At 57.3% G+C, this 18,780-nt stretch carries 12 protein-coding genes; 7 read left to right on the top strand and 5 right to left on the bottom strand.

Going from position 1 to position 18,780, the window contains the following annotated elements:
- Nucleotides 1-96: 96 nt before the first annotated feature.
- Complete coding sequence (locus AAAX77_RS02845) at nt 97-1,101, bottom strand: LacI family DNA-binding transcriptional regulator (RefSeq protein ID WP_349104702.1); 1,005 nt, start codon at nt 1,099-1,101, stop codon at nt 97-99.
- A gap of 357 nt (nt 1,102-1,458) precedes the next feature.
- On the opposite strand from AAAX77_RS02845, the gene AAAX77_RS02840 reads away from it, so the two are divergent.
- Together AAAX77_RS02840 and lacG (AAAX77_RS02835) are read left to right on the top strand one after the other, a co-directional pair.
- On the top strand, nt 1,459-3,234 hold the full coding sequence (locus AAAX77_RS02840; RefSeq protein ID WP_349104700.1) for a lactose/cellobiose PTS transporter subunit IIB: 1,776 nt from the start codon (nt 1,459-1,461) through the stop codon (nt 3,232-3,234).
- 66 nt (nt 3,235-3,300) lie between these two features.
- Entirely contained in the window at nt 3,301-4,740 is a 1,440-nt protein-coding gene (gene lacG, locus AAAX77_RS02835) for a 6-phospho-beta-galactosidase (protein ID WP_349104698.1), read from the top strand.
- A gap of 267 nt (nt 4,741-5,007) precedes the next feature.
- Here the strand turns inward: lacG (AAAX77_RS02835) and AAAX77_RS02830 are convergent, their stop codons facing one another.
- Entirely contained in the window at nt 5,008-6,036 is a 1,029-nt protein-coding gene (locus tag AAAX77_RS02830; protein WP_349104725.1) for a substrate-binding domain-containing protein, read from the bottom strand.
- Between the two features lie 344 nt (nt 6,037-6,380).
- Here AAAX77_RS02830 and lacG (AAAX77_RS02825) point away from each other — a divergent pair, with 344 nt between their 5' ends.
- Nucleotides 6,381-7,829, top strand: a complete 1,449-nt coding sequence (lacG, locus tag AAAX77_RS02825) for a 6-phospho-beta-galactosidase (RefSeq protein WP_082437840.1) — start codon at nt 6,381-6,383, stop codon at nt 7,827-7,829.
- A gap of 176 nt (nt 7,830-8,005) precedes the next feature.
- The gene (locus AAAX77_RS02820) at nt 8,006-9,766 is read left to right on the top strand and encodes a PTS lactose transporter subunit IIBC (RefSeq protein WP_022094682.1); all 1,761 of its coding nucleotides are present in this window, start codon (nt 8,006-8,008) and stop codon (nt 9,764-9,766) included.
- Nucleotides 9,767-10,100: 334 nt separating this feature from the next.
- On the opposite strand, the gene AAAX77_RS02815 is transcribed toward AAAX77_RS02820, so the two are convergent.
- Entirely contained in the window at nt 10,101-11,102 is a 1,002-nt protein-coding gene (locus AAAX77_RS02815; protein WP_349104697.1) for a LacI family DNA-binding transcriptional regulator, read from the bottom strand.
- 284 nt (nt 11,103-11,386) lie between these two features.
- Between AAAX77_RS02815 and AAAX77_RS02810 the strand changes: the two genes are divergently transcribed.
- From AAAX77_RS02810 to AAAX77_RS02800, 3 genes are all read left to right on the top strand, one after another.
- Nucleotides 11,387-13,165 (top strand): PTS lactose transporter subunit IIBC, encoded by a 1,779-nt coding sequence (locus AAAX77_RS02810; RefSeq protein WP_349104695.1) that lies wholly within the window; start codon nt 11,387-11,389, stop codon nt 13,163-13,165.
- A 76-nt stretch (nt 13,166-13,241) separates the two neighbouring features.
- Nucleotides 13,242-14,663 (top strand): 6-phospho-beta-galactosidase, encoded by a 1,422-nt coding sequence (lacG, locus tag AAAX77_RS02805; RefSeq protein WP_197032106.1) that lies wholly within the window; start codon nt 13,242-13,244, stop codon nt 14,661-14,663.
- Between the two features lie 367 nt (nt 14,664-15,030).
- Complete coding sequence (locus tag AAAX77_RS02800) at nt 15,031-16,263, top strand: Fic family protein (RefSeq protein WP_349104693.1); 1,233 nt, start codon at nt 15,031-15,033, stop codon at nt 16,261-16,263.
- A gap of 105 nt (nt 16,264-16,368) precedes the next feature.
- On the opposite strand, the gene AAAX77_RS02795 is transcribed toward AAAX77_RS02800, so the two are convergent.
- Nucleotides 16,369-16,764, bottom strand: a complete 396-nt coding sequence (locus tag AAAX77_RS02795) for a hypothetical protein (protein WP_349104692.1) — start codon at nt 16,762-16,764, stop codon at nt 16,369-16,371.
- A gap of 162 nt (nt 16,765-16,926) precedes the next feature.
- The gene (locus AAAX77_RS02790; RefSeq protein ID WP_055310563.1) at nt 16,927-18,621 is read right to left on the bottom strand and encodes a PTS lactose transporter subunit IIBC; all 1,695 of its coding nucleotides are present in this window, start codon (nt 18,619-18,621) and stop codon (nt 16,927-16,929) included.
- Nucleotides 18,622-18,780 lie beyond the last annotated feature (159 nt).

Raw genomic sequence — 18,780 nt, 5'->3', positions numbered from 1 at the left:
CGAACTATGAACGGTCACTTTTCGCCCGTGAACGGTTTTTAAACCAATCTGAACAATATCGAACACAATTAGCGGCAACCCAAACAGGGCCGCACCCTAACGCAAATCGCGCACCGTATCGCCCTCTACGAGCACACCGGGGATCAGCATGTGCTCCACGCCAGACGCACCCCCATCGGCGCCGGCAATCTTGTCGACCGCCCACATGCCGACGCGCTTGTTGTCAAAGCGCACCGTGGTCAGGCGACGGTCGGGCACGATATCGCCCAGGCTGTCATCAACACCCACCACGCTCACGTCCTGGGGTACGCGCTTTCCGCGCGACTCGAGTCCGCGAATGCAGCCGTAGGCCATGGCGTCGTTGGAGGCATAGATGGCAGTACAGGTCGGATCATCCGCCAGGGCCTGACCTGCGGCATATCCGCTCTGCGCCGTCCAATCGCCACGGATAAGTCGCGGTGGCTCAATGCCATGCGCGCGCAATGTCTCGCGCCAGCCTTCCTCGCGCCGCATGCCCGAAAGCGAGCGCTCGGGACACGAGATAAAGTGCACAGTCTTGTGCCCCCGCTCCAGCAAGTACTCGACCACCTGGCGCGAGCAATCGAACTGGTCGTTATCGACCGTTGAACAGAGCGGGTGCTCCAGCATGGTAACGAGCACCGTCTGCATGCCAGGTAGCGGCTCGAAGGTGCCAAAGTCCGCCGGCATGCGATTCATGATCACGACCATACCGTCCACTGGCAGTGCGCTCATACGCGACGATGCGCTCTCGAGGGTATAGGGATGTCCATCTACTTTAGTAAGGGTGATGGCATAGCCGTGCTTATCGGCGGCGGCGGCAAAGCCCTCCATACGGTCGAGATTGCCGGTGCCGGTAATGTTGAACATGGCGACGCCGACGGTCTTAAACTTACCGCGGCGCAGCGATCGACCGGCAAAATTGGGGCGATACCCCAGCTCGCGCATGGCGGCACGCACGCGTTCCTTGGTCTCGGGGCGCACGCTGGGCGAATCGTGCACAGTGCGCGAGACCGTCTGCTCCGAGACGCCCGCGAGGCGCGCCACATCCTTAACGGAAACCGATTTTTTAACAGCGCCCATAGGTCGATCTTTCTATGTCAACGATGCCATTAGTGGCACCCTACGCAGTCATTTTTAACGCCTTCAAGTATATCCAACGCCTCCCCCACCATACGCTCACCACCCAAAACCTACCGTTCACCGACATTTTTGCTTCCCTGAACGGCTTTTGTCACCAAAATGTTAACGTTGCCATTGTGCAAACACAGAGCCACCGGGCGGCTCAAACGTTTACGCGTAAGGAATCGACGGTTCGCAGGCACAGGAACCACCGGTTCGCGTCTTTTTTTGTGTCGCAAAATGGCAACGTCAACATTTTGGCAACCAAACGTCAAAAGCTACTATCGTTGCCAACCCACCGACTCTTAGGAGCTTTGCATGGAGCAACTCATCGCCATCATCGAAAAGGGCCAGCCCTTTTTCAACGCGATCGCCCGCAACAAGTACCTCAAGGCGATCCGTGACGGTTTTATCTCCGTCATCCCCATCATCATCTTCTCGTCCATCTTTTGCCTGGTAGCCTCGGTCCCCAACATCTGGGGTTTCTACTGGCCCGATGACATCAACAACGCCCTGTGGAAGTGCTACAACTACTCCATGGGCATCCTGGCCATCGCCTGCGCCGCCACCACGGCCAAGCACTTCGCCGACGCTCAGAACCGCGATCTGCCCAAGAACAACCAGATCAACTTTATCTCGTGCATGTGCGCGGCCATCATCGGCTTCTTGCTCCTTTCGAGCGACACCATCGCCACAGACGCCGCCAGCGGCTTCAACACCACCTACCTTGGTTCCAAGGGCCTGCTGACCGCTTTCATCGCTGCGTTTGTGACCGGCATCATCTACAAGTTCTTCATTAAGCGCAACATCACCGTCAAGATGCCCGAGCAGGTTCCGCCCAACATCTCGCAGACCTTTAAGGACATCATCCCCTTCTCCGTCTGCATCACCGTCTTTTGGGTCTTTGACATCGTCTTCCGCGCTGCTTTTGGCTTCTGCTTTGCCCAGGGCGTCATCCAGGTGTTCCAGCCCCTGTTCACCGCTGCCGACGGCTATATCGGCCTCGCTGTGATTTACGGCGCCATGAGCCTCTTCTGGTTCGTCGGCGTCCACGGCCCCTCGATCGTCGAGCCCGCCATCGCCGCCGCTCTCGTTGCCAACATGACCGACAACCTAGCTGCGTTCCAGGCTGGCCAGCACGCTTCCGCCGTCCTGACCCAGGGTGCCCAGTACTTCGTCGTCTGCATGGGCGGCACCGGCGCCACGCTCGTCCTGGTCTTTATGTTCTGCTTCCTAGCCAAGTCCCAGGAGATGCGCGCCGTCGGTAAGGCCGCCATCGTCCCCGTCTGCTTTGCCGTCAACGAGCCGCTGCTGTTCGCCGCGCCCATCGTGCTCAACCCCGTCTTCTTTGTCCCGTTTGTCTTTGCCCCGATCGCCAACATCTGGATCCTCAAGATCTTTATCGACTTCTTGGGCATGAACGGCTTTATGTACACCCTGCCTTGGACCGTCCCCGGGCCCATCGGCACCATCATGGGCCTGGGCTTCCAGCCGCTCGCTTTTGTGATGCTCGCCCTTATCCTGGTCGTCGACTTCGTTCTGTACTATCCGTTCTTCCGTGCCTATGACGCCCAGAAGTGCGCCGAGGAGGCCGAGATTTCCCAGGAGGAGCTCGCCGCCAAGAACGCCGAGAAGGCCGCCAAGCTCAACGATGCCTTCCAGGGCAAGGCCGACGCCAAGAGCGTTGCCGCCGGCGCTGCTGCCGAGGCCGTGAAGGCCGACGCTCCCGCCGCTTCCGCAGCACCCGCTGCCGAGGCAACGGCCACCAGCGACCTCAACGGCAAGCGCGTGCTCGTGCTCTGCCAGGGCGGCGGAACCTCGGGCCTGCTCGCCAACGCGCTGGCCAAGGCTGCTAAAGAGCGCGGCATCAATCTTGAGACCGCTGCCGAGGCATATGGCAACCACGTCGACATGCTCCCCGACTTTGACCTGGTCGTACTGGCCCCGCAGGCCGCAAGCTACCTGGCCGACCTGCAGAAGGACTGCGAGCGCGTGGGCAACAAGTGCGTCGCCTGCCGTGGCAAGCAGTACATCGAACTCTCCCAGAACGGCGATAAGTCTCTCGCCTTCGTAAGCGAGCAACTCTCGAAGTAAGTAACGCTCAGGGCCAGCCGACCATCCAAGACCGACTGGCCCTTCGATTTAGACGATTGGATCATCATGTCCGTTAACCCTGCTAGCGTCACCAACCCGCCCGCGCAGTTTCCCGAGGACTTTGTCTTTGGCGGCGCCACTGCTGCCTACCAGGTAGAGGGCGAGACCCGCACTCACGGTAAGGGCAAGGTTGCCTGGGACGACTTCCTGAAGGCCCAGGGGCGCTTCTCCCCCGATCCCGCTTCGGACTTCTACAACCAGTACCCCGTCGATCTGGAACTGTGCGAGGAGTTTGGCATCAACGGAATTCGCCTCTCTATCGCCTGGAGCCGCATCTTCCCCAACGGTACCGGCGAAATCAACCCCGAGGGTGTCCAGTTCTATCACGACCTTTTCGCCGAGTGCCACAAGCACCACGTTGAGCCGTTTGTCACGCTGCATCACTTCGATACGCCACTTCCCCTCTTTGAGAAGGGCGACTTCCTCAACCGCGAGACCATCGACGCCTTTGTGGACTTTGCCACCTTCTGCTTTAAGGAGTACGCCGACCAGGTGACCTATTGGTTCACCTTTAACGAGATCTGGGCCGACGCCTCCAACACCTACATCGAGGGCACCTTCCCCGGTGGCGTCAAGGCGCATCTGGCCGAGGCTTTCCAGTGCGAGCACAACATGATGCTCGCCCACGCCAAGGCAGTACTGGCCTTCCACAACGGCGGCTTTAAGGGCAAGATCGGCGTCATCCAGTCGCTGGAGTTTAAGTATCCGCTCAACGAGAACGACCCCGCCGACATCAAAGCCGCCAACAACGAGCACGTGCTGCAAAACCAGTTCTTGCTCGACGCCACCTTCCGCGGCGACTACGCGCCCGACACCCTCGAGTGCGCCAACCGCCTGGCCGCCGTCTCGGGCGGCACCATCGAGATCTTGGACGAGGATCTGGAAATCATGCGCGAGGCCGCGCTCTACAACGACTACCTGGGCGTTAACAACTACCAGTGCCGATTCTTGAAGGCCTACGATGGCGAAAACGACCTGCACCACAACGGTACGGGAGAGAAGGGCACCGGCCGCTGGCGCGTTAAGGGCATTGGCGAGCATGTGAACAAGCCTGGCATCCCCACCACCGACTGGGACTGGATCATCTATCCCGAGGGCCTGTTCGATCTGCTCGTCTACATTAAACAGCGCTACCCCAACTACAAGCAGATCTTCATCACCGAGAACGGCATGGGCTACAAGGACCCCTACAAGGACGGTTTTGTGGACGACCAGCCGCGCATCGACTACATCGAGCAGCACCTGCGTTGGCTGCTCAAGGCCATGGAGGTGGGCGTCAACGTGGGCGGCTACTTCCTGTGGAGCCTGCAGGATCAGTTCTCCTGGACCAATGGCTACAACAAGCGTTACGGCTTCTTTTACGTTGACTTTGAAACCCAGAAGCGCACGCCCAAGGCAAGCGCCTACTGGTACAAGCACGTGGCGCAGACCCGTCGTCTGGACTAGTGGCTGGCGGGGTTGCCCGCTCACACAACCTGTCCCCATTTCTCAGCCGGGGGCGGCACGTCACACGGCGCGCCGCCCCCGGTCTTTTTGTTTTTGGGCTGGTCGGGAGCCGTTTGTCTCGATCTGTAACATCTAGCCGAGTTTTTTGGTCCTAGCTGTTACAGATTGAGACGAACAGGATTGCTCTTTCCGAAGAATCTAAATCTGTAACACGTAGCCCGCTTTTGACCGTCTACCTGTTACAAATCGAGACAAACGGAGTAGGACCTAACCCCGTATGTCCCTAACAGTCGAGCGTTCGACCAGCGTACTCGGCACATGAATCGCCTCGATAGACGAGCTCTCTCCAATCGCCGCCTCAAACGCAAGCTTACCGACACCGCGCAAATCAAATCGCAGCGTCGTCAGCCGATTGTGAGGAACAAGTCCCTCGAGTGCGTCGTCGATACCAACCACGCTCACGTCGTCGGGCACGGACAGGCCCGCGTTCTCGAGCGCGGCGATAACGCCCAGCGCCATCTGGTCATTTGCCGCAAGCACGGCAGTCGGCGCCTGCGACCCGCCGGCAAGCACCTCGGCCGCAATCCGCTCGCCCATGGCGTACCCACTGTCCGCACTCCAATCGCCACGCAGCATCGGAGCGGCATCGACATGAGCACGACCCAGCGTATCGCGCCAACCGGCCTCACGAAAACGCGAGGAAATCGAGTTTTCCGGACCCGCCACAAACCGCATATTCGAGTGACCATGTTCCAGCAGATAATTGGTCAACAGCTCGCACGAACCATACTGGTCGGAGTCGATCGTCGTGCAGCGCGGATGCGCATACATGGACAGGATGACCGTTCGCACTCCCGGCTGGGGAACAAACTCCTCAAAATCGGGAGCCATGCGGTTCATGTTGAGAATCATGCCGTCGACGGGTCGCTCGACCATGCGGCGCGAGGCATCGGCAAGTGTATAGGGCTTGTCGCCGCCCATCTCGATCATAGTGACGGCAAAATCGTGCTCGCGCGCCGCTTGCATGATACCCTCGAGCGTCGCCAGGTTACCGACACGTGTGATGTTGTACATGCACAGGCCAATAGAACGATACGACCCGCCGTGCAACGCCGCTCCAGCAAAATTGGGACGAAAGCCCAGCTCTTCCATGGCGGCCAGCACACGCTTGCGCGTCTTTTCCGTCACGTTGGGCATACCGTTGACCACGCGAGACACAGTCTGGCGGCTCACGCCAGCGAGCGCCGCAACCTCTGCCGCGCTCGCCGAATGACCATTCCTTGTCTGCTGAGCCATGCCTTCCACGCTAACCTGCTTCCCAACTATTCCCCGCGCCCATGGCGCATCGTACATACATCGATAACGTGCTCATGATACCCGATCCATATACCACAACATGAAAACTTCTGTCAATCAAAACCGCTTACCGAACAAATACAACCGTTCGCGGCTGTTTGAAGTTGTTTTGTTTCTATACATCCCAGCCGGATGTTAACGTGCTCATTGTCAAATGTTCACGTGCTCATTTTGGTTCTAATCATTTTAAGATAGTGTTTATCGGGCTTTTTCACCGCTGAACGCTAACCAGGGAGCCTCCTGAGCGCAAACGCACAATATCGAACAGCGAGACGAGAGGGTGTATGCATATGTCTTTGCTAAACCGCGTACAGCAGCTGCCGAAGGGCTTTGTTTGGGGCGCCGCAACCGCCGCGTACCAAACGGAAGGTTCCACGAAGGTGGCAGGCAAGGGTAAGACCATGTGGGACGATTACCTTGTCGCCCAGGGTCGCTTTTTGCCCGACCCGGCCAGTGATTTCTACAACCGCTACGAGGAGGATATCCGCCTTTCTGCCGAGCATGGACTCAACGCCATCCGTGTGTCCATCGCCTGGACCCGCATCTTCCCCAACGGCGACGATGCCGAGCCCCTCGCCGAGGGCGTTAAGCACTACCACGAGCTGTTCGCCTGCTGCAAAAAGTATGGCGTCGAGCCCTATGTGTCCCTGCATCACTTTGACTCCCCCGCCGCCCTGTTCAACCAGGGCGACTGGCTCAACCGCAAGACCGTCGACGCCTATGTGCGCTATGCCGAGTTCTGCTTCCGCGAGTTCCGCGAGGTCAAGAATTGGTTCACCATCAACGAGCTCATCAGCCTCTCGCACTCCCAATACATCCAAGGCAACTTCCCGCCCAACCATCACTTTGATGTGACGAGCGGCATCCAGAGCCAGCACAACGAGCTCGTTGCCCACGCCCGCGCCGTCAACCTGTATAAGGATCTTGACGAGACCGAGCACCTGGGCGGACGCATTGGCATGGTCAACGTCCTGACGCCGGCATATCCTGCCACAGACTCGCCCGCCGACCAGCACGCCGCCGACCTGTACAACGCCTTCTACACCGACTTCATCATGGACGGCGCCTTCCTGGGTCACTACTCCGCGCGCACCCTCTCACTCATCAACGAGATTCTGCGTGCCAACAACGCCACGCTTACGGTTGAGGACAGCGACATGGAGGAGCTCGCCAAGGCGGCGCCCCGCAACGATATGTTCGGCCTCAACTACTATCAGTCGGCGTTTATCGCCGCCTACGATGGCGAGTCCACCAACAGCTTTAACGGCACCGGAGACAAGGGCACCTCGTGCTTTAAGTTTAAGGGCGTCGGGCAGCAGGTCGATATGCCGGGTATCCCCACCACCGACTGGGATTGGCTCATCTACCCGCAAGGCCTCTACGACACGCTCAAGCACATCAGTGCCACCTATCCCAACCTCCCCGTCATCTATATCACCGAAAACGGCCTGGGCCACAAGGACCCCGAGCCCGACGCAAACGGCATCGTCGCCGATCCCGAGCGCATCGACTTTGTCGACCAGCACATGGAGAAGGTGCTCCGGGCGCGCGCCGAGGGCGTCGACGTCCAGGGCTACTTTATCTGGAGCCTGCAGGACCAGTTCTCGTGGGCCAACGGCTATAACAAGCGCTACGGCCTGTTCTACATCGACTTCGACACGCAAAAACGCTACATCAAGCAGTCGGCACTCTGGTACAAGGAGCTCGCCGACACTATGGCGGACGCGCAGTAGCGCATCGCCTCGCTTTCCCCCGAGAGGGGAGCGGCCCTATGCGATACAAACCCAGCCGCTCCCCTCTCTCCCCCTGGGACCGACCCCGCCTGCACCCGGGCTTTTAGCAAGCGGGAGACCATATAGGTTTTCAACGTCCATGCCATTAAGATTTCATGCAAAGAGGAGCGTGAACTATGGAATCGATCGTTAAGTTCTTGGAGAAAGGTCAGCCGTACTTCGACAAGGTCTCTAAGAACATCTACCTTCAGGCCATTAAAGACGGCTTTTTGGCAGCAATGCCCATCATCCTGTCTTCTTCTGTCTTCCTGCTTATTTCGACCCTGCCGGGCGTTGTCGCCACGGTCGGCGGCTTTACGCTGCCCGACTGGTGGAACGTCGACGTCGTGAACTTCTGCAACAAGGTTTACAACTTCACGATGGGCGTCGTGGGCATCATGGTCGCCGGCACCACCGCAAGCGCGCTGACCGGCTCCAAGAACCGCCGCATGCCTGCCGGCAAGGCCATCAACGCCACGAGCACCATGGTCGCCGCCATGTGCGCTATGCTCATCTTGGCCGTTACCCAGACGAGTGCCAAGATCGACGGCGCCGATGTCTCGGTGTTCTTTACCGACAACATGGGCACCAAGGGCCTACTGAGCTCCTTTGTCGCCGCATTTGCCACGGTCAACATCTATGCCTTCTGCATTAAGCGAGACATCACCATCAAGCTGCCCAAAGAAGTCCCCGGCGCCATCGCCCAGAACTTCCGCGACATCTTCGCCTTCAGCTTCTCCATCCTGTTTGTCGCCGTCATCGACGTTATCTGCCGCACCTGCTTGGCCGTCCCGTTTGCCAACGTCATCTCCACGCTGGTGAGCCCGCTGTTCGCCGCTGCCGATTCCTACGCCGGCCTCGCCCTCATCTGGTTCATGATCCCGCTGTTCTGGTTCATGGGCATCCACGGCCCCTCGGTCGTTAAGCCTGCCCTCAACGCCGCGCTGTTTGGCAACATCACCACCAACCTCGCCACGCTGCAGGCCGGCGGTCACCCCGCCCTCGCCCTGACCGAGAACTTCGGTAACTACATCGGCGAACTCGGCGGCACCGGCGCCACGTTCATTGTCCCGATCATCTTCCTGCTCTTTATGCGCTCCAAGCAGCTCAAGGCCGTCGGCAAAGCCTCTGTCGTACCCGTGATGTTCGCCGTCAACGAACCGCTGCTGTTCGCCGCGCCCATCATCCTCAACCCGTACTTCCTGATCCCGTTCCTGTTTGCCCCCGTGGCCAACGTCCTCATTGGTAAGTTCTTCATCGACTTTTTGGGCATGAACGGCTTTATCTATGCCATGCCGTGGGCACTCCCCGGACCGATCGGCACCTTCATCGACACCAACTTCCAGCCGATCTCTCTGGTCCTGGTTGTCGTCCTGCTGGTCGTTGACTTCTTAATCTACTACCCGTTCTGCAAGGCCTACGACAACGTCCTGTGCAAGCAGGAGGCCGAGACCCTGGCCGAAGAAGAGGCCGAGGAGACCAAGGCCGTCAAGACCGCTGCCGCCCCCGCCGTTGAGGCTCCTGTTGTCGAGACCGCTTCTGCCACTGAGGCCTCCGCAGCTCCGTCCGCCCTTAAGGGCAAGGATCTGAGGGTTCTGGTTCTGTGCGCTGGCGCCGGCACCTCTGCACTGCTCGCCAACGCGCTTAAGGAAGGCGCCGACGAGCTGGGCATCGACATTACCGCCAACGCCGGTGCCTACGGCAGCCACTACGCCATCATGGACCAGTACAACGTCATCGTCCTGGCTCCGCAGGTTCGCACCTATTACAACGAGATGAAGGCCGACACCGACCGCCTGGGCATCACGCTGCTGTCGCCCAAGGGCAAACAGTACATCGACCTCACTAAGGATCCCAAGGGTGCCGTCGCCTGGATCGAGGAAAACCTCGAGGCATAAAACGCTGACGCCACCTGCCGCTCGCAGAAAAAAAATGGCCCGTGCATCGATGCGTGATGCGCGGGCCATTTTGTTTAGACCGCACCCGTCCTCCTGTTCATCTCAATCTGTAACATCTAGCCGAGTTTTTCGGTCCAAGCTGTTACAGATTTAGACGAACGGGCGGCCCGGGCCGAACAATCTCGATTTGTAACATGTAGACCACTTTTGACCGTCTAGTTGTTACAGATCGAGACAAACGGAATAAGCTGGACCGAATTGTCTAAATCTGTAACATCTAGCTGAGATTTTCGGCCCTACCTATTACAGATTTAGACGAACAGGCCGAGCACGTCTACGCCCGCAGGTCCTTTACGCTGGAACGCTCGACCAACACGCCCGACACAAGCGTGCGGCTTCTGGAGCTCGGGGCTTCTAGGCCCGCGACGACCTCGTTGAGCGCACGGACGCCCAGCTCGCGGTGGCGAAACTTCACCGACGTCAGAATCGAGTTGGGAATCGTCTTGTAAAGCTCGTCATCAAAGCCGATCACGGACACATCATCGGGCACACTGAGCCCTTTGTCACGTAGAGCCATCATCACGCCGTTTGCCATGCAGTCGTTAGCAGCAAGGACCGCCGTGCAATCGGGCTTATCGGCAAGCACAAGGCCCGCGGCATAGCCACTATCCGCATTCCAATCGCCTTGCAGAGGCTCGGGCGGCTCAATGCCACGTGCCTCGAGTGCCGCACGCCAACCTTTCATACGACACTGGCTCGACAGCGACTCTTTCTTACCAGAGACGAAGTATACGTTCTTGTGCCCGCGATTTAAGAAGTACTCGCACGCCATGCGCGCACCACCCTCTTGATCGTCACTAACGGTAGAGCAGGTAGGATGCTCCATCGGCGTGATAATCACCGTCTTGAGGTCTTTCGGTGCCTCAAAGGTATCAAAGTCATCGACCATCTGACGCAGGTTGAAGATCATGCCATCAACAGGCAGCTGCGACATCCTGCGCGCCGCTTCGGCAAGGGTCATCTTCTCCCCCGCCCGCTTTTTGATCATCGTAAGCGCAAATCCACGCTCTTCGGCGGCATCGGCGATACCGTCAATCATGTCCACGGCGCCGCCCGACAAGTGAAACAGCACGACGCCGATGCACCCGTAACGGCCCAACTTGAGTGAACGCGCGGCAAAATTCGCCCGGAACCCAAGCGCCTCCATGGCCGCATGGACCTTATCGCGTGTCGACTCTCGCACGCTATCGGGCTCGTTGATCACGCGCGAAACCGTCTTGAGAGAAACACCAGCGGCAATCGCCACATCATTCATTGAGACATTTTTCTTGTCCATCGTTGCCACTGCTTCTCCACTCGGTTCTCTATCGCTTGCTTTTTGCGTTCTAGCATACACTACCTGCCCGACTGACAAATCAACCGTTTACCGGACAATACCGACCGCTCACCCGTATATCCTTGTTGCTCTTCCAAAAATGTCTTACGTTGTCATTAACGAAATGACAACGTTGTCATTTCGCAAGGCCTTCCTTAAGCAGGAAGGTTTCCGGGCAGTCCTGACCATCCATCGACGACCAGTTCCATCCACATGCATCGCGCATCAAGTAGCAAAGGAGCTCTATGGACGCCATCGTAAAGATGCTCGAAAAGCATCAACCGTTCTTTGAGAAGATCTCGAGGAACGTCTACCTCCAGGCCATTAAGGACGGATTCCTTGGGTGCATGCCCATCGTCCTCACCTCTTCGATCTTTCTGTTGATCGCCACCCTTCCTGGCGTAGTTGGCATCACGCTGCCCCAGCCGCTCATCGACTGGTGCAACAAGCTGTACAACTTCACCATGGGCGTCATGGGCATCATGGTTGCCGGCACCACCGCCAAGAACTTCACGGCTTCCATGAACCGTCGCATGCCCGCCGGCAAGGTGCTCAACGACGGTTCCACCATGGTGGCCGCCCAGTGCAGCATGCTGCTGCTCGCAGTCACGCAGTTCACCACCAAGTTCAACGGCTCCGAACTTTCGGTCTTCGATTGCACCAGCATGGGCACGCGCGGTCTGTTCTCGGCCTATATCGCCGCGTTCATTACCGTGTGGGTTTATAAGTTCTGCGTCTCGCGCGATCTGACCATTAAGCTGCCCAAGGAGGTCCCGGGCGCCATCGCTCAGAACTTCCGCGACATCATCCCCTTTGGCGGCGCCGTCATCATCTGCGGCATCATCGATGTGGTTGTGCGCAACCTCATGGGCGTTCCGTTCTCCGAGCTGCTCATCAAGCTGCTCTCCCCGCTCTTTACCGCTGCAGAAACCTATCCTGGCCTTATCCTTATCCAGGCAGCCACCGCGTTCTTCTGGTTCATCGGCGTCCACGGCCCCTCGATCGTCCAGCCGGGCATCGACCCCATCCGTCTTGCCAACCAGGCCGAGAACCTGCAGGTTCTGCTGGCCGGTGGCCACCCCGCCCACTCCCTCACCTTTAACATGTCGCTCGTGGGTGAGTTCGGCGGCACCGGCGCCACCTTCATCGTGCCGCTTCTGCTGATTCTCTTTATGAAGTCCAAGCAGCTCAAAGCCGTCGGTAAGGCCTCGATTGTTCCTGTTGCCTTTGCCGTCAACGAACCGCTGCTCTTTGGCGCGCCGATGATCCTTAACCCCTACATGCTCATCCCCTTTGTTGCCGCCGGCTGCGTCAACGTGAGCGTTGCCAAGTTCTTTATCGATAACGTAGGCATGAACGGCCTCTCCTTCGTGGTGCCTTGGGCCACCCCCGCCCCCATCGGCATCTTCATCACCACGAACTTCCAGCTTATCGCCCTGGTATTTGTCGCGATCATCATCTTACTGGACGCCATCATCTACCTGCCGTTCTTGAAGGCATACGATAAGCTGCTCTGCGACCAGGAGGCCGAGCGCGCCGCCGAGCTGGGTCTCGAGTCCAATGGTGCCGCTGCCATCGCCGCCGACGCCTCTGCGCCCGCTGTCGAGCAGGCCACCGCTTCCGTCGAGACGACCGCCGCTGCCGCCGAAAGCAAGCCTGTCGCCGATCAGCCCGAGCCTGCCGCCGACGCATCCGCTAAGAAGGATGTCGACGGCCTGAAGGTCCTCGTCCTGTGCGCCGGTGCCGGCACCTCTGCCATGCTTGCCAACGCCATCAAGGAAGGTGCCGCGCAGACCGGAGAGAACATCGCTTCCTCCGCAGGCGCCTATGGTCAGCACACTGCCATCATGGATCAGTACGACGTTATCGTGCTTGCCCCGCAGGTTCGTAGCTACTACAACGACATGAAGGCCGACACCGATCGCCTGGGCATTAAGCTGCTCGCCCCGCGCGGTAAGGAATATATCGACCTTACTCGCGACCCCGCCGGCGCCATTAAGTGGCTCCGCGAGAACCTCGACTAGTTTCCTCCCTCTGTTGGTGCCCGGATCCCCAGTTCGGGCACCTCTCCCTATTCGTATCCCACAGAAAGGATGACTCATGACCAACCCCATGCAGTTCCCCGACGGCTTTGTCTTTGGCGGCGCCACCGCTGCTTACCAGGTTGAGGGCGAGACCCGTACGCACGGCAAGGGCAAAGTGCCCTGGGACGATTTCCTGGCAGCCCAGGGTCGCTTCTCCCCCGATCCCGCAAGCGATTTCTACAACAAGTACCCGGTCGATATCGACCTGTGCCAGCGTTTTGGCATCAACGGTATCCGTGTCTCCATCGCTTGGAGCCGTATCTTCCCCAGTGGCACCGGCGAGATTAACCCCGAGGGCGTCGCTTTCTATCACGAGCTTTTCGCCACCTGCAACAAAGCTGGCGTTATCCCCTATGTCACGCTCGATCACTTCGATACGCCCGAGGCCTTTTACCAGAACGGCGGCGAGGGATTCCTGACGCGCACGACGATCGACGCCTTTGTCGAGTACGCCAAGTTCTGCTTTGCCGAGTTCACCGAGGTCAAGCACTGGTTCACGTTTAACGAGATTCCCGCAACCGCCGAGGGCAGCTTTATCGTCGGCAACTGGCCGCACGGCGAGAAGTACCGCCTGGACAAGGCCTTCCAGCTCATGCACAACATGATGGTGGCCCACGCCAAGGCTGTCGTCGCCTTCCATGAGGGCGGCTTTGAGGGCGAGATCGGCATTGTTCAGAACCTGGAGCCCAAGTATCCCCTCGATCCCAACAGCGCTGCCGACTGCGAGGCAGCTCGCATGGCCGACGTCATCAACAACCGCTGGGTACTCGACGCCACCTTCCGTGGCCACTATGCAGCCGACACCATGGAAGCCGCAACCAAGCTTGCCCATATCGCCGGCGGCGAGCTCGACGTCCGCGACGAGGACATCGCCGCGCTGACCGCCGCGCTCCCCTACAACGATTGCTTGGGCGTCAACACGTACAAGTGCCAGTTCCTGCGTGCCGCCGAGGGCGAAAACGACATCAACCACAATGGCACCGGCGACAAGGGCTCCTCGCGCTGGTTCCTCAAGGGCGTGGGCGAGTCGTGCGTGCGCGAAGGCGTACCCACCACCGATTGGGACTGGATCATCTATCCCGAGGGCCTGTACGACCTGCTGCTCCGCATTAAGAACGATTACCCCAACTACAAGAAGATCTACATCACCGAGAACGGCATGGGCTATAAGGACGACTTCGAGGATGGCTTTATCGATGACGCCCCTCGTATCGACTACATGCGTCAGCATCTCGCGTGGATCCTCAAGGCAATCGACGGCGGCGTAAACGTCGACGGTTACTTTGTGTGGTCGCTGCAGGACCAGTTCTCCTGGACCAACGGCTACAACAAGCGTTATGGCCTGTTCTACATCGACTTTGAGACCCAGAAGCGCTATCCCAAGGCGAGCGCGTACTGGTACAAGAACGTCGCGGAGACCGGCCTGCTTATGGCCTAACTTTTGCCGCATACCCCCTGTCGGCCGCATGCGAATCCCTCCACGGGTTCGCATGCGGTCTTTTTGTTTTTGGTGAGCCCGTGCGGACCGTTTATCTCGATCTGTAACATCTAGCAGGGATTTTCAATCCTAACTGTTATAGATTTAGACGAACGGGCGACCAGGGCTGAAAGATCTCAATCTGTAACACGTAGCCCACTTTTAACCGTCTAACTGTTACAGATCAAGACAATAAGATAGTCAAATCCGAACTTTCCAAGCAGTTATGAACCATGGTTTCCAGTTTTCGGTATCACGAACATACTTTCGGTATCATTTAATGGTATTATGATATCGAAAGTATGTTCGTGATACCGAAAGGAGCCGCATGCACCAGTTCGATTACACCACAGTCCCAGCGGAACTCGAAGCAACTCCAATCACCAACCTCCTCCTCTCGATACGCGAGCATAAAGGCCGTCAGCTTGCTCTGAGTCAAGTCAAACCCGAGCTTCTATCGTCCCTAATGGAGGAGGCTAAGATCCAAAGCACCCGATCCTCCAACGGACTTGAAGGAATTGTTACCACCCAAAAAAGACTCAAAGCGATCATGGCGTATTCCGCCAAGCCAAGCTCCCGCGCAGAGGAAGAAATCGCTGGATACCGAGATGTGCTGTCGCTTATTCACGAGCAACACGATTCCATTCCCGTAACGCCATCGGTCATTCTGCAGTTGCATCGTGACCTCATGGCGCACACGGCAATCTCGTATGGAGGCCATTGGAAAGATGGCGATAACGAAATCGTCTCCATTGACGATCAAGGTAATCGATTTGTGCGCTTTAGGCCCCCTTCGGCTCTAGCAACCCCGGGACTTATTAAAGAAGCCTGCCAGTCCCTCAACGATGCTTTATCTCGCCAAGTTTGCGATCCCCTCCTTATATCGCTCCGCTTTATCTTCGATTTTGTTAGCATTCATCCCTTCAACGATGGCAATGGCAGGATGAGCCGGCTCCTTACAACGCTGCTGCTCGAAAAGACTGGATACGATGTTGCGCGTTACATCAGCATCGAACGACTTATTGAAGACAACAAAGCGCTTTACTACAACGCCCTCGCTGCAAGCTCCACTGGATGGAATGAAAATCAAAACACCGAAGTACCCTTTATCCGTTTCATGCTCGGAACAACCCTGGCCGCCTACCGACAGCTCGAGCAGCGTACCTTAATTGAATCAAGCACTCGTCCCATGTCGAAGCAAGCGCGCATCGCTGTTCTATTTCAACAGAGACCCGGCGTCATTAAGAAATCCGACATCCGGTCCAGCTGCCCCGATATCAGCGAGGTAACCGTTAAACGAACCCTCGGCCAGCTTGTTAGTTGCAGCGCAATCGAAAAAACAGGAGCGGGTCGTTCGACGGGCTACATACTCAAAGACGTCCATGCTCTAGAACTATTCTTGCAAGCCACAATACCCGATGGCGAGGCCGCAATAACAAAAGAGGCTTCAAAGGATAAGCTCCTTGAACGTGTAAACCACGCCGAGGATGAAAGCAGAGAAGGGCTCTATGAAGACTACGATTCATTCTCAAGGGACATAAAGACGAGATACGGAGTCTAGTCATATCTCAGAATAGCCTCATCCTTGTTGCCCAAAGTTATTTGCGCGTCATTGTGAAGCGGTAACCCCGCGCTGGCAAGGGCAAAAGTCCTCCTGCTGCGCTAGCTAGCAAATGACCTGCGCGTGCTCCTCGATGGCGGCACGGTCCTCGGCGGCAATACCCGGCTCACATACCACGGCGTCCAGGCTGTCCAGGCGGCAGAAAGTGCAGAAGTCGCGCCTGCCCATCCTGCTGGAGTCGGCAATCAGATAGCGCGCATCGGCCTTGCTAAAGGCGAGCTGCTGGATGCGGCCCTCGTCCATGTTGGACGTGGACACGTCGCCGTCCAGAATGCCGTTGGCACCGATAAACGCCGTGTCAATCCCTAGTGCGCGCAGGGCATCCTCGGCCATGGGGCCCACAAAGGCGGCGGTGCGGCGACGGTACATGCCGCCCACCAGGCACAGCTCGCAATCCTCGCGCGCCTCGAGCAGGCTAAAGGCCGAAAGCGAATTGGTCACATAGATGGAAGGCAGTTTGTCGGTGACTCGGAGAGCGCCAATGCGATCTCACGACGGTTGCGCTCATTGTCTCAATTAGATACTCAACGAAATACGGCCCCGCAGCTCAATAAGCTGCGGGGCCGTACCATACACCGACGAATCAACGACGAAGTGCATCCACTATTTAGCCAGCTCCTGAACGATCCAGTCAATTGCACCTTCGGGATCGTTGGTAAGGTCGATATACTCCTTGCCCCTTGTGGTGAGCAGTTTAATTCCAAGGCGATCGGTATCGGCCTTCATAGCGTCATAGTACATGCGTGCCTGGGGCGCCAGAACAATCACGTTGTACTGATCCATCGTCTCATAGTGGCTTCCGTACGCACCGGACTGAGAAACCAGATCGATACCCTTAGCAGCGGCACCTTCGCGAAGAGCATTTGCCAAGAGAGTCGAAGTGCCGGCACCCTGGCAAAGCACAAGCACGCGGATCTGCTCCGCCTTGTCCTTTACCGCCTCGAGAGCTTTTGCGACATTTTCCTGTGCGGCAATAGCATCTGCATCCGAGTTTCCTGCAGTCTCCTTTGCAGACTCTTCCAAACAAAGCTGATGGTCATACGCCTTGCAGAACGGATAGTAAATCACAAAGTCAACGACCAACAGCACTGCCATCAATACGAGAGAACGCAGATCGAGACCCGTGGTGAGGAACGCACCAATTGGGCCGGGAAGCGCCCACGGCATGGTATACATGGGGGCGTTCATTCCAATGACGTCAATGAAAAATTTACCGATAATGGCGTTGACCATAGGAGCCACTAGGAAGGGCACGAACATATAGGGATTGAGAACAATCGGCATACCGAAGATAACGGGCTCGTTAACTCCAAAAATCACCGGGATAATCGATGCCTTGCCCATGGCTTTAAGCTGCTTGGAGCGCATAAACATGATCAGGATAATAGGAACGATGAACGTGCAGCCAGAACCGCCCAGACCGCCGATGAAGCTTGTAAAGTCCTGCGTGAGAGCAATTGACGGGTGTCCACCTGCTTGGAAAACCTCAAGATTGGTAACGGTATTGCCGTAGAGCGCAGCATTGATCGGACTCATGACAACCGAAGCACCGTGGATACCCATAAATTGGAAAAGCGCGACCGCGCCTTCGATAAGCGCCATGCCAGGATAGGTGTCGACCGCGGAGAACAGCGGCGAGATGAGAGCGGATACCAAATTGGCGAACGGCACAGCAAGCAGCTTGCGGCTCGCAAGATCGATAAAAGCGCACGCAAGGATCGAAAACCCAAATGCAAAGATATCGCGAAAACTCTGCGCAATAGAGCCAGGGACCTCTTTGGGAAGCTTGATCGTCACATTATGGCTAATGCACACCTTATAGATATTAACGGTCAAGAATGCGGCTACGAACGCAGCGAGAAAACCCTTGGTTCCCATATAGCCGGTTTCAAAAACAGATGTATCTGCTCCGCCAATCGAGACAACATCGTTCGTCACCGATAGCAAGAGCATGCCGCACATGGCACAAACCATGCACGAGGTGGGGTTGAGAGATTTACCCGAAGGCATGCGACGGTTCATCGACATGGCAAGTGAGCTCGCCGTGGTGCCGGCCACCATAATGCCAAGAAGTCCCATGGTATATGCATAGATTTTATTGAAGAAATCCAGCACCTCAGACGGAAGCGTGATGCCTACATAGGCAGGGAGCGTCGAAAGAAGAAGGAACAGGCTCGAGAACAGCACAATTGGCATATTCGAGAGAAAGCCATCCTTAATTGCCACCAGATAAATGTTCCTCGAGATTTTGTCGAAGAGGGGCTGGTGTTTTTCAAGGAATTTGACGATAGCGTCCATAACACATCCTTTCATGATTCCCGGGCACACAACGATTTATCCGGACTCAACCGTCGTCGTCCCCGTTTGTATCCACTTATGTAAGTGAATACGTTCTTGTGCGAAATGTAATATCATTTGCGCGATTTGTCATAACCAATTCTTTTTCCGCTTTGTCGA

The organism is Collinsella sp. CLA-ER-H6 (assembly GCF_040092305.1).
GTDB lineage: Bacteria > Actinomycetota > Coriobacteriia > Coriobacteriales > Coriobacteriaceae > Collinsella.
The sequence above is the reverse complement of the archived record's forward strand: the minus strand, read 5'-3'. Positions and strand labels throughout refer to the sequence as shown.